The organism is Geobacter benzoatilyticus (assembly GCF_017338855.1).
GTDB classification, from domain to species: Bacteria; Desulfobacterota; Desulfuromonadia; order Geobacterales; family Geobacteraceae; genus Geobacter; species Geobacter benzoatilyticus.
The window spans coordinates 2,400,727-2,416,717 of record NZ_CP071382.1; the positions used below are offsets into that span (position 1 = coordinate 2,400,727).

3 protein-coding genes are annotated in these 15,991 nt (G+C 61.9%); all 3 read left to right on the plus strand.

Features of this window, described 5'->3' with window-relative positions:
* The first annotated feature begins 89 nt into the window (after positions 1 to 89).
* The 3 genes from JZM60_RS11145 to JZM60_RS11155 all read left to right on the plus strand — a co-directional run bounded on the left by JZM60_RS11145 (position 90) and on the right by JZM60_RS11155 (position 15,990).
* Positions 90 to 4,862 carry a CxxxxCH/CxxCH domain c-type cytochrome gene (locus tag JZM60_RS11145; protein WP_241426430.1) on the plus strand — a complete coding sequence of 1,591 codons (4,773 nt, stop codon included), beginning with the start codon at positions 90 to 92 and terminating at the stop codon, positions 4,860 to 4,862.
* 89 nt (positions 4,863 to 4,951) lie between these two features.
* Positions 4,952 to 10,933, plus strand: coding sequence for a fibronectin type III domain-containing protein (locus JZM60_RS11150; RefSeq protein WP_207162536.1), 5,982 nt, complete (start codon positions 4,952 to 4,954; stop codon positions 10,931 to 10,933).
* A 491-nt stretch (positions 10,934 to 11,424) separates the two neighbouring features.
* Positions 11,425 to 15,990, plus strand: a complete 4,566-nt coding sequence (locus tag JZM60_RS11155; protein ID WP_241426231.1) for a CxxxxCH/CxxCH domain c-type cytochrome — start codon at positions 11,425 to 11,427, stop codon at positions 15,988 to 15,990.
* Position 15,991: the final 1 nt, after the last annotated feature.

Consider the following 15,991-nt stretch of genomic DNA (forward strand, 5'->3'; position numbering starts at 1 on the left):
TTGCTATTTTTTGTTGCTCTACTGGAGGGGTCGTGAACAAGAGCGCAAAGCGATGGGTGGCCGCACACTGGATTCTTATCTCAGTTCTTATGTTGATTCCGGCAGGATCTGTCGAGGGGGCGCTGGATTGCAACGGCTGCCACGGCTCCCTCAGCCCGGCGGATTACCGGCCCGTAGACGCTGCCTACCGTAACATAAGCTCCGGAGCTCTCCGGGGGAATCACCGCACGCACCTCGACCCGTCGGCCGGCCCCGCAAGCTGCGCCCAGTGCCATCCGGGCAGCGCATCGTACACTTCAAGCCACCGCAACGGCAGCATCCGTATCTCCAGCACCATAAATAACTCCATCCTTTCTACCGCGTTCCGCAATCATACGTCGTCACCACAAAGCGCAATCCCGGTTCCGGGAAGCTGCACGAACACAAATTGTCACTTCGAGGCCGAAACCCCGGCCTGGGGGTCCACGCCCCTTGCCGCTCCTGCGGGCTGTTCAAGCTGCCACGGTGCCCCACCGGCAGACGGAAACCACCCGGCTGTCTCCGGTCCCGGCAAAAAGCATGGTGATTCTCTCGGGACCGGGACGGGGAGTTGTGCCGCCTGCCATGCGGACCATGCCGCTGAAGCGAACCCGTTTGCCCATGCCACGAGCGCCGGTAACCGTCCGCTTGTCCTGGGGTTCACCAAGGCGCCCAACAGCGGCGGCACTTACAGCGGGAACGTTAGCTATCCTGCATTTATGCCGAGTCAGAGCCCTCCCCGCAATGGGACCTGCACAAACCTTTACTGCCACGACAACCCGTCGGGAGGCGTGCCGCTCACCGAGGCACGCTGGGGCGACAGCGGTACCATGAAGTGCTACTCCTGCCACAGGGGAAGTTCCAGCGACACCACCCAGGCGAACTGCATCAGTGTAGGCGGAATCTGGGATGCCGGGAAGCTGCTCTGCTCGCCGTTCCTGGATATGTCTTCCAGCGGCCACCACCGCCTGGTGGGGGCCCAATGGATCCGGAAGTACCCCTGCTATTACTGCCACGCCGACACTGCTGACACGGCGGGCGGCATCAGTGATCCCTCCAGGCACGTCAACGGGGCGAAGGATGTAAAAATGGCGGCCAAATGGAATATTGTGGGGCGTCCGGAAGCGACCTACGATCCCGCCACAAAAGTCTGCGACAACGTCTACTGCCACAGCGACGGCACCACCGATCCCGAGGATGTGCGCCCCTGCGCCTGGGATGAGCCGAAGGCCGAGTGCAATTCGTGCCATGGGCACCCCACCGGCAGCTGCTCCAATGCCGGCTGCCACGACGGCAGAATAGATGCGGACGGCAAACTCTGGCCCCTGAAGACCGGCTGGCCCGTGGGGAACGAATGGATGGGGTCCATGCCGATGTTCCCCAGCGAGGGGGCCGGCACGGCCCGCGCCAACTCCCATGGCCGCCATGCCCAGACCAATTTTACCTGCGATCAGTGCCACGCAGGCACCGTCGTCAACGGCTCCTGCACATCATGCCATGCTGACGGCATCCCCGAGGGTGGGATGGGGGAGGTGGCCCACATCAATGCCGCTTACCATGTGAATAAATCCAAGGATGTTGTTTTCAAGGACGGCGGTTCCTATAACGTGGTCAGCAAGGTCTGCTCGAACACCGCGTGCCACACGAGCGGCGCCGACCCGGTCTGGGGTGCTTCCGTTAACAGTTCCGTCACCTGCCTGAGTTGCCATGGCACTTCCAGTGACGACCAGGACGACTACAACGCCTTCAACGGCACCCAGGCGCGCATCAGCCTCACCGAATGGACTTCCAGGGGGCATGGCCGGTATTCCTCTGCCGGACGTTATCCCATTTCCCGGAACCCGGCCGCCAACTTCCCCGGCAACCCCTGCTGGTACTGCCACGACAACAATGTCCTGCACCAGGACGCGAACAATCCCTATCGGCTCCGGATGCACTACCAGTACGAGCGCCGCTTCGAGAAGGAATGCGTCTACTGCCACATGGAGCGCACCGACGCCGAGTGCATCGCCTGCCATGTGGGGCAGGACGACTCCCTGGCGCCCCAGGCCTCGGCAGCCGGCGTCGTATTCAAGATGCCCGATGGGTCGCTGGAAACCAGGTTCCCGACCCACACCGCAACCACCACCTGCATCTCGGCCGGATGCCATGACTCCGACGAGGGGACTTTCCCCGACGGCACCCACAAGGGGCACAACGTCGACGCGGGTATCTGGACCGCCGAGCAGAAGGCCGACGTCAAGAACCAGTACATGATGATGGGAGTCTGCCTCCAGTGCCATGACGACGACAGCGGCGGCCAGTGTACGAGCTGCCACCTCCCCCCGGCGGACAATCCCAACAAGTACGCCTTGGGCTTCGACCCCGGCACCGGCTACATCAAGCCGAAGCAGGCCCGGGCCTCGGCGGGTCACTTCGGCTACAAGCACTACCGCGCTTTCCTTAACACCGGAGGGTGGACAAAGGATGTCGACGGCAACTACCTGGGAGTCTGGAAGGGGGGCAAGTTCTGCTGGGACTGCCATGACCCCCACGGTGATTCCAACATCTACATGGTGCAGAAGAAAATCGCCACCACCACCGACGGGAAGTACGGCGAGCCGCGGACCAGCGCATACGTCTCTTTCATAGATACGCAGAGCGGCAGCAACTATGCGCGCAAGGCCGCCCCCTTCGACGGCATCTGCAACGTCTGCCATTCACCCGACAGCAAGCACTTCACCAGCACCTCCGGTGACGGCCACAACCTGAGCCGCCGCTGTACGGAGTGCCACGAGCACCGTTTTGCCGACAGCCACGCCGACGGCATGAGCTGCAACTCCTGTCACGTAAGCAGCAAGCCAATACCGAAACACACCGCCTTCGGGCTCCCCCGGGACTGCACCAAATGCCATCTGGGCACCGTGGGCAAGCGGATGGACGTCATCGGGCAGATGAAGTCGAACTCCCACCATGTGCAGCGGACGAGCGGCGAGATTAAAAATACCGACTGCTACGAGTGCCATTGGGAATCTACGCCCGAGGGGCTCATAGATATCACCTACCACACCGGCTACAACTACAAGACCTATTCGTCGGTCAAGAACGATGTGGTCGATCTGGTGGTCTGGGGCCGGAATGTAAGGCCGGTTGTCTACCGCGAGTACTCCACCGCCGACGGCAGGGCCACCGCTGCGAAGTTCCTGGCCATAAACATGAATACCCCCCAGGAGCGGGCCGAGGTTTCCAAGGTTTCGACCCACTGCATTTCCTGCCACAGCGACCAGAACAACGACAGCGTACCGTTCAACGACTGCAAGACCCCGCGCCAGTATGCCTGGGACGGTCAGAGCGTCGCGGCCCGCTACTCCCAGACCGGCACGACTGCCTGGGGCAAGGTGAACTCCACCACGTACGCCAATGCCAACAAGAAGGACAAGGTCGCCAAGGCCTTCTCGGCCCACGGCAACGCCGCCGCCAACAAGGGGGGCTTCGATGCCGCCACCGGCCTGGACGGTACCATCCCCGACCGGGGTGGGAGCGTCAACGTCCAGTGCTTCGACTGCCATAACTCCCACGGCTCCAAGGTGGTGGGGGTGACTTCCAGCTACGTGACGTACAACGGCACCTTTAACGGCGCCAACCTCAAGGAGACCAAGCAGAACATCGGCGGATACCTCTACGATTACAAGGCGTCGTCCAATGCGTCCGGCGTGAACCCATACGCCGCAGGCGCCGGCCAGTGCTTCGACTGCCACAACTCCGCCGCCATCGGCACCGTGGTTCCCACCGGCAAGACCCCATGGGGATACAATTCCACATTCGGGGTAAATTCGCCGGTCATGGGGTACCGGGACACTTCGCGCTTTGGTGCCGGGACCAAGGCGTTCATCACCAAAAATAACGCCACCGGCTGGCTTGACGCCAAAAAGACGATAGTCGGCGGCCACATGAAGGCCTCGGTTCCCACCGGTACCCTGTCTGCTCTGGCCAAGACCGAGGGGACCGCCAGCGATGGTTCGGCAACGACCCTTGTGGATGCCGGCAAGGCCTGGACCGCCAACCAGTGGCGGAACCTCTACGTGCTGATGACCTCCGGCGCCAACAGCGGCCAGCTCAGCAAGATTACGGCAAACGATGCAACCTCCGTTACGGTGGAGGGCTTTGCCGCGCCGGTTGTTGCCGGTGACGGCTACCGGGTCGTTCCCTACTCGGCCCAGGTGAACGGACTCTGCACCCCCTGCCACGATCCCCACGGCGTCAGCCCCGTGCTCGGCAGCAAGCAGGCCTATGCCGTTCCGCTCCTCAAGGGGACCTGGATGACATCCCCCTACAAGGAGGATCTGCCTGAAAAGACCAAGACCGGCCAAATGCTTGCCCAGTCATCGCTGCCGTGGCGTACCGACCGTAATACCTTTAACAACGCCAAAATCAGCGAGGACGACAGTACGTTTGCCGGCCTCTGCATCAACTGCCACGCCAAGGCGACGCTTACGGACGGTACCAACAAGAACACCGCCTTCAAGACCGTCGATCGTATTCATGAATCGGTCAAAGGGTGGGGCAACAACGCTGAGCACGCCTTCACCTGCTCCAAGTGTCACCAGCCCCACAACTCGGGACTGCCGCGGCTGATGCAGACCGACTGCCTGGCCTTTAAGCATCGTGGTTTCCAGGCGACCGGCGGCAGGGTCGATGTGAATTACGGCGGGTACACCCGGCCGTGGCGTTACGGCCGCGCTCCGTGGGGTTACAACAACATGCCGGCCCAGTACAGCACCGCAATCTGCCACGGCGCACCAACCGGCAACGGCTCGGCAGGATGGCCCAACAATCAGATCTGGAACAATGTGACGTCATGGTAACGAACGAGCGCACAATCGCCGGAGATATGCCCATGCCCCGTGAGAGTTCATCGCAGACAGTAAAACCAGCCCCGGAAAGGGTGTTGAAGATGCCCCGCATCGCGGTCCGGCGGATGTGTCTTGCCGTTGCGGCAGCCATAGCGGTTGCCGGTGCCGCAGCCACAGCCTTTGCCAAGGGGGGCGATTACGTGAGCCCCTTCCCCGTGGCCCATGTGGCGGCCGGGAAGCAGGAGGCGAAGGCCATGGCGGTGGATTCCGCCGGCAATATGGTTGTCGCCGGGTACACCAACAGCGGCGGCATGAACAACGACTACTATGTTGCCAAGTTCAAGGCCGACGGGAGCGGGCTGGCTTGGCCGGCCGTCACGTACGACATGGCTGGGGGCGACGACACCGCGGCGGCGGTGGCGGTGGACGGAAGCGGCGACATTATCGTGACCGGCTATGCCTGGAACGGCTCCACCTACGACATCCATACCATCAAATACAGCGGCGCCGACGGGGCGCTGCTCTGGCAGCACACCTTCGCCGGCGCAGCAGGGGGGGGAGACTTTGCCACCGCCATCACCGTCGACGCATCCAACAACATCTACGTTGCGGGGTATTCGGCCAACGCTTCCGGCAACGACGACTTCCTCATCATTAAATATCCCTCGGCCGGCTCAGCCCCCACATGGACGGAGCTTTACGACGACGCCACCTACCACAACCACGACCGGGTGACGGCCATTGCGGCAGGGGGCGACGGCATCGCCGTGACCGGCTATTCCTCCAAAGGGGGGGCGGACTTCGATATCCTTACCCGCAAGTACGGTTTCGACAAATCCTTCATCAGGGAATGGCGCAAGGCATCGGCGGGAAGTTTCGATGACCGGGGTGTTGCCGTAAGACTGGACGGCTCCGGGGACGTGATCGTCACGGGGTATCTTTCCAGTGCGTCGAATACCGACATCTGGACGGCGAAATATAACGCCGCAACCGGCGCCACAACCTGGGAGAACACCTATGACGGCGGCTATAACGACGAGCCCCGCGCAATGTGGGTCGATGGCCTGGGCGATACCTACGTCACGGGGTACACGTTTACCCTGAGCGGCTACGAGGACTTTTACACCGTGCGCTACAACGCCGCCGACGGAGCGAAGGCGTGGGATGCCGTTTATAACAGCGCCAGGGAGTACGGTGATATCCCGGTCGGCATCGTGGCGAGCAACATGGCCGACAGCGGGGTGTATGTCGCCGGCTACAGCGTTACCGATGTCAATGACAACATCACGACCCTGAAATATTCGAAAGCAAGCGGCGTGCTGCTTTGGCAGCGGAGTTTCAACGGCGCCGGCAACAGGAACGACCGGCCCGCCGGGGTCGGCCTCTCTTCTCTCAACTCTGCCAGCGACGTTTATGTGGCCGGATGGTCCGACGGGGACACCTCCTATGACTACCAGGCCATCCGGTACGACTACGGCCCCCTCAATGCCCCCACCGAACTTGCGGCATCTGCCTCCTCCGATACGTCGGTGTCGCTGTCATGGGGCGACAACTCTGTCAATGAGGATGGGTTCAAGGTGGAGCGGAAGCTGGGCGTTACCGGTACCTACGCCCAGATAGCCACGGTGGCTGCGAGCGTCACCACCTACAGCGACACCGGGCTGGCTGCCAACAGCTACTATTACTACCGGGTCCGGGCCTATAATGCCGCGGACGGCGATTCTGACTACAGCAACGAGTCCCATGTCCTCACCAAGGTGGTGACCTACGACGCCCCCGTCTGGAGCTACGTTTACAACGGGGCCGACAACCGGGAGGATGTGGCGACCGGCATCACCGTCGGCTCCGACGACCACCCGGTGGTGACCGGTTACAGCGACCTGGCCGAGGAGGGGGTGGTGGGGACCTACTCCTATGATTACCTGACCCTGAAACTCAATCGCAGCGACAAGTCGATTATATGGAAGGCACGCTACGACAGCGGCGACGGCGGCACCGACATGGCCGCCGGGGTTGCCCTCGACGATGACGGCGACGCCATAGTCACCGGCACCGCCTATCTCATGGGGGATTCCGACAAGAGCGACGATCTCTTCACCATCAAGTACCAGACCGCCGGTTACGCCGATCCCACCACCAACCCGGCCATGATGTGGGACCACCAGTACGGGACCCAGAGCGGCATCGACCTGGCCAAGGCGGTCAGGACCGCCCGGGACGGCTCCGACCATAGCGTGGTCATCGGTTACGGCCTGAACGCCGCCAACAACTACGACATCTTCCTCATCAAGTACAATGCGGACGGCACCCGCCCCTGGACCCCCGTCGTCTACGACAGCGGCCGGGACGATTACCCCACGGCGGTTGCCTTCGATCCGTCCGGCAATATCTTCGTCACCGGTTACAGCAAAAATGCCTCGGGCGATTACGACTGGTTTACCGCCAAGTACAACGGGGCCACCGGGGCGCAGATCTGGTCCCAGGGCTATGCCGGCGCCGGCACCCTTGACGATCAGGCCCTTTCGCTGGCAGTGGACGCGGCGGGCAACCCCTATGTCACCGGCTACGGCGTCAACGCCGCCGGTGATGAAGAGTGGGTAACCATCAAGTATGACGGCGCCGACGTTTCGTCCCAGCGGGAGATTTGGAAGAGTATCCACAACGGTTCGGCGGCTCCGGCAAACGGCGATGACCGGGGGATCGCAGTCATCATAGATTCCATCGACGGTGCGGTGGTGGTGGCCGGAACGAGCTACGTGAGCGCCACCGACAGCGACTTCCACCTAATCCGCTACAACGCCGCCGACGGCTCCGTCATCTGGGAGCGGAACTTCGACCGTCCCGCCAGCTACGATTATGTCGCCGCCATGACGGCCGACTCCTCGGGATACCTCTACCTCACCGGCACGACCCGCGCCGGATTGGACACCGACCCGATATTTGACGGCACTTCAAACATCATGTCGCTCATTTACGACAATGAGGGGACGTTCCTGGGGGCCTCATCCTTTGACGGCACCGGCCGCGAGGACAAGCCCAGCGCCATTGTCGCCAACTACCAGGGCGAGGCGTTCGTGGCCGGGGTCTCCCGCAACTCCGCCAATCCCGATTACGTGGTGCTCAAGCAGAAGAACAATTACATCCTCGTACCGGCTCCCGTGGCGCCGTTGCCCCAGGCCGACTCCGGCAGGATGAACGTCACGTGGCGGGAGAATACCGCCGGCACGAGCTTCAGGGTCGAGCGGACCCTCGGACCCGTGCTCCCGACGAGCACCTGGAGCCTCGTCACCACCGCCGCGTCGGGGACCACCAGCTTCCTCGATTCGGGCCTCGCCCCCGGCACCAATTACTGCTACCGCATCTATGCCTACTCGGGGAGCCTCACCTCCAGGACCATTGAAGGTTGCGCCACCACTACCCTCGGAGCGCCAACGCTCAGTACCCTAACCGTTGATTCCACCTCCCAGATTACCCTCACCTGGAGCCAGGTGGAGGGGAATATCGGCTACAAGATCGAGCGGAAAGTCGGCACGGGCGCCTGGGCGGATCTGACCACAAAAGCTGCCGGAGTGACGACCCACATCGATACGGGGCTTACCGCCGGTACCACCTACACCTACCGGGTGAGCACCAACAGCGCGTCGGGGTATTCGCTGCCCAGCGGCGAGCAGTCCGCCCCGACATTGCCGGCGGCTCCCTCCATGGCCGCGCTCGGAACGGTTACGCTGAACTCGGTGGTAATCAACTGGACCAACGTTGCCGGAGAAACCGGCTACCGGGTCGAGCGGAAGGAAGGGGCTGCCGGAACCTGGGCTGAAATAACGACCCGCAGCGTCGACGTACTCACCTTTAGCGATACCGGCCTTGCATCCAACACCCAGTACTACTACCGGGCGCGGGCCTACAACGCATCGGGCAACTCGGCCTACAGCGCCGAGCAGGGGGCGCTCACCAGGTTCATTACCCCAACATTGACGAGTGCCGCCGGTTCCGCCACGACTACCGTTGATCTCGTCTGGGAAGACCTGGCCGGCGAAACCGGCTACACCGTCCAGTATGTATCCTGCACCCAGAACGGGACCACGAACGGCGCCAGCTACTGTTCCAATACGGCCTACTACAGCACCACCTGGAGCACCCTGGCCACCGTGGGGGCGGATGTGACGACGTATCAGAAAACCGCTCTTACCGCCGGCTATGCCTATCGGTTCAGGATCATCGCCAATACCACCGGCAACACCTCCGATCCGAGCAATGCCATCACTGCCTGGACCCATATGGCAGCGCCGAGCGTCACCGTTACGCCGGCATCGGAGACATCCCTCACCCCAAGCTGGGCCGACATCGCCGGCGAAACCAACTACACCCTGGAGCGGAAACAGGGGACCGAAGGGACGTGGGCCGAAGTTACCGGTGCCATCGGCATGGCCGCCAACACCACTTCCAAGACCGACACCGGCCTGTCACTCTCCACTGAATACTGCTACCGGGTCAAGGCATACAGCACCAATACCAACGGTCCCCCGGCCGTCTACAGCAACGAGCCGTGCCTCTATACGCCCCTTGCGGCGCCGACGCTCAATGCGCTGACCGCCACGGCGACCCAGGTGGACCTAACCTGGAACAATATTTCGGGGAATACCGGCTACGAGGTGCAGATGCGCACCATGAGCACCTCCTACGCCCAGTACCCGGCGTCCTACTATGCCCAGGAGTACGCCTGGAGCGCCTGGAGCACCGTGGCAACCCTGGCGGCGGATACCATTGCCCATTCGCAGACCGCTCTTACCTCCGGCTACACCTATCAGTTCCGGGTGCGTGACACCTATTCGGGAGGGACCTCGGCCTGGAGCAACACCCAGTGGATCACCACCATCCCTCCGGCGCCGACCCTGAACGCGCCGGCAGCAGCCTCCACGACCCAGCTCAACCTCTCCTGGAACAATATCTATGGCGAAACCGGCTTCAGGCTGGAGTGGAAGCTCCGCAGCGGTGCCGACTGTACCGAGGGGACCTGGAGCGCCCCCGTCAGCATCGGTCAGAATGTCGTGACCTACAATCATACCGGGCTTGCTGCCGGTACCTACTACTGCTACCAGGTATATGCCGTGAACGGCTCGGGCAATTCCGGCTACAGCGCGGTGCAAAGCCAGACTACCCTGGCCGTTGCGCCGGTCCTTGACGCACTCTCCGGGGTGACGGCATCCCAGGTGGTCCTGACCTGGAACAACGTGACCGGCAATACCGGTTACCGCATCGAACGCAAAATCGGCTCCGGCGGCACCTGGGGCATCCTCACCACGACAGCCGCCGATGTGGCCACCTATACCAATACGGGGCTTGCGGCGGGCACCCTCTACTACTACCGGGTGAGCACCATGAACGCCGGGGGGGCTTCGGTTGCGAGCAACGAGCAGTACACCACCACAACTCCGGTTGCGACAACCGTGACGGCAATCACCATTTCTGCGGAGCGGATCGATCTTTCCTGGCCGGTTGTGCCGGGGGCCACCAACTACAAGATTGAACGGAAGGAGGGGGCGGGAACATATGCCGAGATAGACAACGTTGCGGTGGCCTACGGCCAGAAATACTGCGGTTATGATTATCCGACCATCAGCTGCCCGTCGCTTTCGGCGGTCACAACCAGTTATCAGAACGTCGGCCTGACCGAGAACACCACCTACTGCTACCAGATCAAATCATGGAACGGCACCGGCGGCGATTCGCCGGCAAGCGTTGAAAAGTGTTCGACCACATCGGCCATGGCGAGTCAGAACGTGACTGCGACCGCCATCAATGCCTTCAAGGTGAGGATCGATTGGACAACACTCGCCTGCGCCCCCAATCCGTGCGACAGCCCCGAGGGATTCGAAATCCAGAAGAGGGTCAGCGAGGGGGTATGGGTGACAGTCGCCACGGTTGACGGAGCAGTGAACAGCTACATCGACAACTACGCGATTGAGCCCAAAAAGAAATACAGTTACCGGGTGCGGGCGTTCAGTGGGGCGGACAGTTCCCCCTTCAGCGAAGCCTGGGCCATCACTCCCCCCTATGGGGCCGGGGAAACGAACTGCAATTGAATGGCATCTCCGGCCATGCCCTCATCATCTCCGGTCCGGCATTCTGCAAGGCGCCATCTCGCAATGGGCGAGGGGCGCCTTGCCATGAACGCTATGTGACGGACAATCCATCCCACATCTGCCGACAAGAAGCTTCCCATTAGAATCCCTGTATAAATTTTTTATTCACCAGTAATGCAATATTAACGGCTGTTTAGGAGGTATGTCCTCTTTATACCCGCATAGTTTATGTGGCTTCGGGCGCAACAATTGCAGTGTTCTCATTCAATTATTCAAAGTATAGAGGGTAATCCATATATTACGGCCGGTTGAGGCGAGATGTCTCTGCCGTTTCGGGTTATTTGGCGGAAATCGGTGCCTGAAAATTGTTTAGTAATTCATTAGGTATATCTAAGATGTACACAGGTATCGCAGAGCTCTGGATGGTGGCTTACGTAATCTTTAGACGTTGTGCGTAATATGTGATCTTTCTTGCGATGCGGGGGGCTGGCGTGTTCGACGTGGGATTTGGGCGGAGAGTTGGCGCGTCGTTGATTCTTTTGGTTGCATCCGTATTGTCTCTGGCCGGAGCGGCCGAAGGGGCGATAGAATGCTACAACTGCCACGGTACTTCGAGCCCGGTGGATTACCGGCCCGCCGATAATGCCTATCGAAATATAAGCTCCGGGGGGATTCCGGGAAATCACCGGACCCACATGGGAGAGTCGGCGGTTCCGGCCACCTGTTCTCTGTGTCATCCCGGCAGTGCTTCCTACACCTCGTCCCACCGCAACGGCAGTATCAGAATTTCCAGCCGCATCAATAATTCCCTTCTTTCCACGGTATTCCGTAACGCTACGTCATCGCTCCAGAGCGCAACCCCGACGCCCGGAAGCTGCAGCAACATAAACTGCCATTTCGAAGGGGAAACTCCCGCCTGGGGCTCGCCGCCGCTTGCCGCTCCGGCCGGTTGTTCCGCATGCCACGGTGCTGCGCCAAATGACGGAAACCATCCGGCTGTGTCTGGTCCCGGCAAGAAGCATGGCGATTATCTGGGGACCGGTACGGGGAGTTGCCCATCGTGCCATACGGACCACACCGCCGAGGCGCGCCCCTTTGCCCATGCCACGAGTGTCGGCAAGCGCGGGCTCGCCGTCCGGTTCACCAAAGCGCCCAATAGCGGCGGCTCCTATAGCGGTACGGTTTCCTATCCCGATTTCATGCCGAGCCGGAGCCCTGCCCGCAACGGTACCTGTACCAATCTGTATTGCCACAGCGATGGGCGCGGCGGCGAGCCGCTCACGACGGCCCGGTGGTCCGATTCGGGCACGGTCCGGTGCTATTCGTGCCACCGGGGGCGCAGCACCGACAGTACCGAGGCGAACTGCAACAGCGTCGGCGGGGTTTGGGACAGCGGCAAGACAAAGTGCTCCCCCTATCTCAACATGAGCAGCAACGGCCACAACAAGCTGGTGGGTTCCCACTGGATTCGGAAGTACCCCTGCTCATACTGCCACAGCGCCACCACCGACGGGACCGGCGGAATCATCGATACGGCCATGCACGTAAATGGGACTAGGGATGTGAAGATGGCTTCCCAGTGGAACATCGTGGGGCGGCCGGAAGCATCCTACGATCCGGCGACCAAGGTTTGTGCCAACGTCTACTGCCACAGCGACGGCACCACCGATCCCGAGACCGTTCGCGCCTTCCCGTGGTCTGCCACCAAGGCCGGCTGCAATGACTGCCACGGGCACCAGCGGGGGGGGTGTTCCGATGTGGGGTGCCATGACGGGCGCATCGTGGACGGCAAGGTGTGGGTACTTCCCGAGCGCTTCGGAACCCCCGGGTCGTACGCTTTCCCCACGGGCCAGGAGTGGATGGAGTCGATGCCTATGTTCGCCAACCAGGGGGCGGGGACTGCCCGCGCCAACTCCCATCCCCGCCACTCGGAAACGAACTTCAGCTGCGACAACTGCCATGCCGCCACCGTCATCGGCGACTGCGCCTCCTGCCACAGCAGCGGCATTCCCACCGGCAGCATGGGGGAATCTTCGCACCTCAACGGCACCTACCACGTGAACAAAACCAAGGATGTGGTTTTCAAGGACGGCGGTTCCTACAACCCCGTTGCCAAGACCTGCTCCAACACCAAGTGCCACACCAGCGGCACCGACCCGGTCTGGGGGGGCTCGGTTACGGGGGCGGTCACCTGCCTCGGTTGCCACGGGACCACCGGCGCGGACAAGGACGACTACAACTCCTTCAACGGCACCCAGGCCAAAATCAGTCTCACCCAGTGGTCGGTATCCGGCCACGGCCGCTATTCCTCCTCCGGCGCCTATCCGGTGTCCGGGAATCCGGCGGCCAACTTTCCCGGCAACCCCTGCTGGTACTGCCACGACAATAACGCCCTGCACAAGGACGCCACCAATCCTTTCCGGCTCCGGATGCACCGCCAGTACGAGCGCCGCTTCGAGAAGGAGTGCGTCTACTGCCACATGACCCGCAGCGACGCCGAGTGCATCGGCTGCCACGTGGGGCAGACCGATTCCCTGGCTCCCCAGGCCACGACGCTCGGTATCGTATTCAGGCAGAGCAACTGGAGCACGGTAACCGAGTTCACCGGCCATACCCAGGTGGCCGGCTGTACGGCCGCCACCTGCCATGATTCCGACAGCGGCACCTTTGCAACCGGCACCCACAAGGGTCACGACGTCAATGCCGGAATCTGGACGGCGGAGCAGAAGGACGATGTCCGGAACCAGTATATGATGATGGGGGTCTGCCTCCAGTGCCATGACGACGACAGCGGCGGCCAGTGCACCCAGTGCCACTTGGCACCCGAAAACGACCCCATGAAATATTCCCTGGGGTTCGATCCTTTGCTTTCCGGGAGCCGGTATATCAAGCCGAAGAAGGCCAGGGCCTCGGCGGGCCATTTCGGCTACAAGCATTATCGGGCGTTCAAGGATTCGGGCGGGTGGACGAAGGTGGCCTCGGCAACCATATCACCCATATGGGGAACCTATTCCAGTTACCAGGGAACCTGGAAGGGGGGCAAGTTCTGCTGGGACTGCCACGACCCCCATGGCGACGCCAACATCTACATGATTCATGAAAAGGTGGCGACTACCACCGATGGCCGCTACGGCATCCCCAAAACCAAAGCCGACGTGGTCTTTACCAAGAAGCAGAGCGGTCTCGACTATGCCAGGACCACGGCTCCTTACAACGGCATCTGCAACGTGTGCCATTCCGCCTCCAGCAAGCACTTCACCGGCGTGAGCGGCGATGGCCACAACGTGAGCCGGGTCTGCACCACCTGCCACGAGCACCGCTTCGCCGACAGCCACGCCAACAAGCAGGCCTGCAACAGCTGCCACGAGAACGCCAAGCCGATCCCGAAGCATACCGCCTTCGGCCTGCCGCGGGACTGCACCAAGTGCCATGCCGGCACCATCGGCAAGCGGATGGATATCATGGGGCAGCTGCGCTCCAACTCCCACCATGTCCAGCGGACCAACGGCGAGATCAGGAACACCGACTGCTACCAGTGCCACTGGGAGTCCACGGCCGAGGGGCTCATCGACGTCGTCTACCACGAGGGATACAACTACAAGCTCTACTCCACCGTGAAGAACGCCAAGGTGGACCTGGTGGTCTGGAAGCCGGGGGTAAGGCCCACGTTCTACAACACCACCACGGCAATCCAGTTCCTGGCTTCCAACATCGGCACCGCCTCGGAGCGTACCGAGTCGGCCAAGGTGACGAACCACTGCATCGGCTGCCACAGCGACCAGAACAACGACACCGATGTCTTTGACGACTGCAAGACTCCGCGCCAGTACGCCTGGGACCGCTCCAGCATTGCCGCCCGCTACAAGCAGACCGGCACCACGACCTGGGGCAAGTACGCCGGCACCGCAAATGCCGCCAGGAAAAACCTGACCAAGTCCTTCTCCGCCCACGGAAACGCCGTGGCGAACCAGGGGGGGTGGAGCACCCAGAACGGCTACGACGATGCCATCCCCAATACCCGCGGCGGCACGCAGGCCGTGCAGTGTTTCGACTGCCACAGTTCCCACGGCTCCAAGGCCAACGGCACCACCACCAGCTATGTGACCTTCAACGGCACGAAAAACGGCGGCAACCTGAAGGAGACCCAGGCGGGCAAAGGGGGGTACGCCATGACCTACAAGGCGTCGTCGAACCCGGACACCAGCTCGGTCAACCCATACAACACCGGCGCCGGCCAGTGCTTCGACTGCCACCTGACCAGGAACAGCGGCATCACTCCCTGGGGCTATTTCTCCACCTTCGGCGCCATCTCCTCGGTGAAGGGGTACCGCGACACCGACAAGTTCGGCGCGGGCAAGGCGGGATACATGAAGCGGACTCCGTTCAAGGAACGCTCCATCGTGGGGGGGCACTTCAATGCCTCATCGGATCTGGCGAACGGGGCCATGGGTACCATCGACGGCCTCTGTACCCCCTGCCACGATCCCCACGGCGTCAGCCCGTCCCTCGGCAGCGATCAGGCCTATGCCGTCCCGCTCCTGAAAGGGACCTGGCTGACATCTCCCTACAAGGAGGAGTTCCCGGTCAGCGGCGCAACCACCGGCAGCAGGGGGAGCCGCTCAATGCAGAACCCGACTCCGACCCCCAACGTCTACATCGATCAGGGGACCTTCGGCTGGCGCCGGGTTTCTGAAGACGACTCGAAATTCGCCGGTCTCTGCACGCGCTGCCATACCAAGGCGAGCCTTACTGCCGGGGTCGACAAGACGAAACCGTGGAAGAGCGTTGACCGCGTGCACCAGACGGTGAAAGGGTGGGGCAAGAACGACATGCATGCCTTCACCTGCTCGAAGTGCCACGTTCCCCACGTTTCAAGCCTTCCGCGGCTCATGCAGACCAACTGCCTCGATGTGAAGCACCGGGGGAGGGTGGCGTCCGGCGGTGCTGCCGGCGAGGGTAGCGGCACATTCCCGAGAGGGAAGGGGCAAAGCCGGGTGAACTGCCACCCCACCGGCGTGTGGCCCGACAACTCGTGGAACTCCAAAACACAATGGTGAT

Bases quoted from the DNA above. Each gene is read 5' to 3' on its own strand.
- JZM60_RS11145 (WP_241426430.1), top strand. From the start codon at position 90: ATGTTGATTCCGGCAGGATCTGTCGAGGGGGCGCTGGATTGCAACGGC.
- JZM60_RS11150 (WP_207162536.1), top strand. From the start codon at position 4,952: ATGCCCCGCATCGCGGTCCGGCGGATGTGTCTTGCCGTTGCGGCAGCC.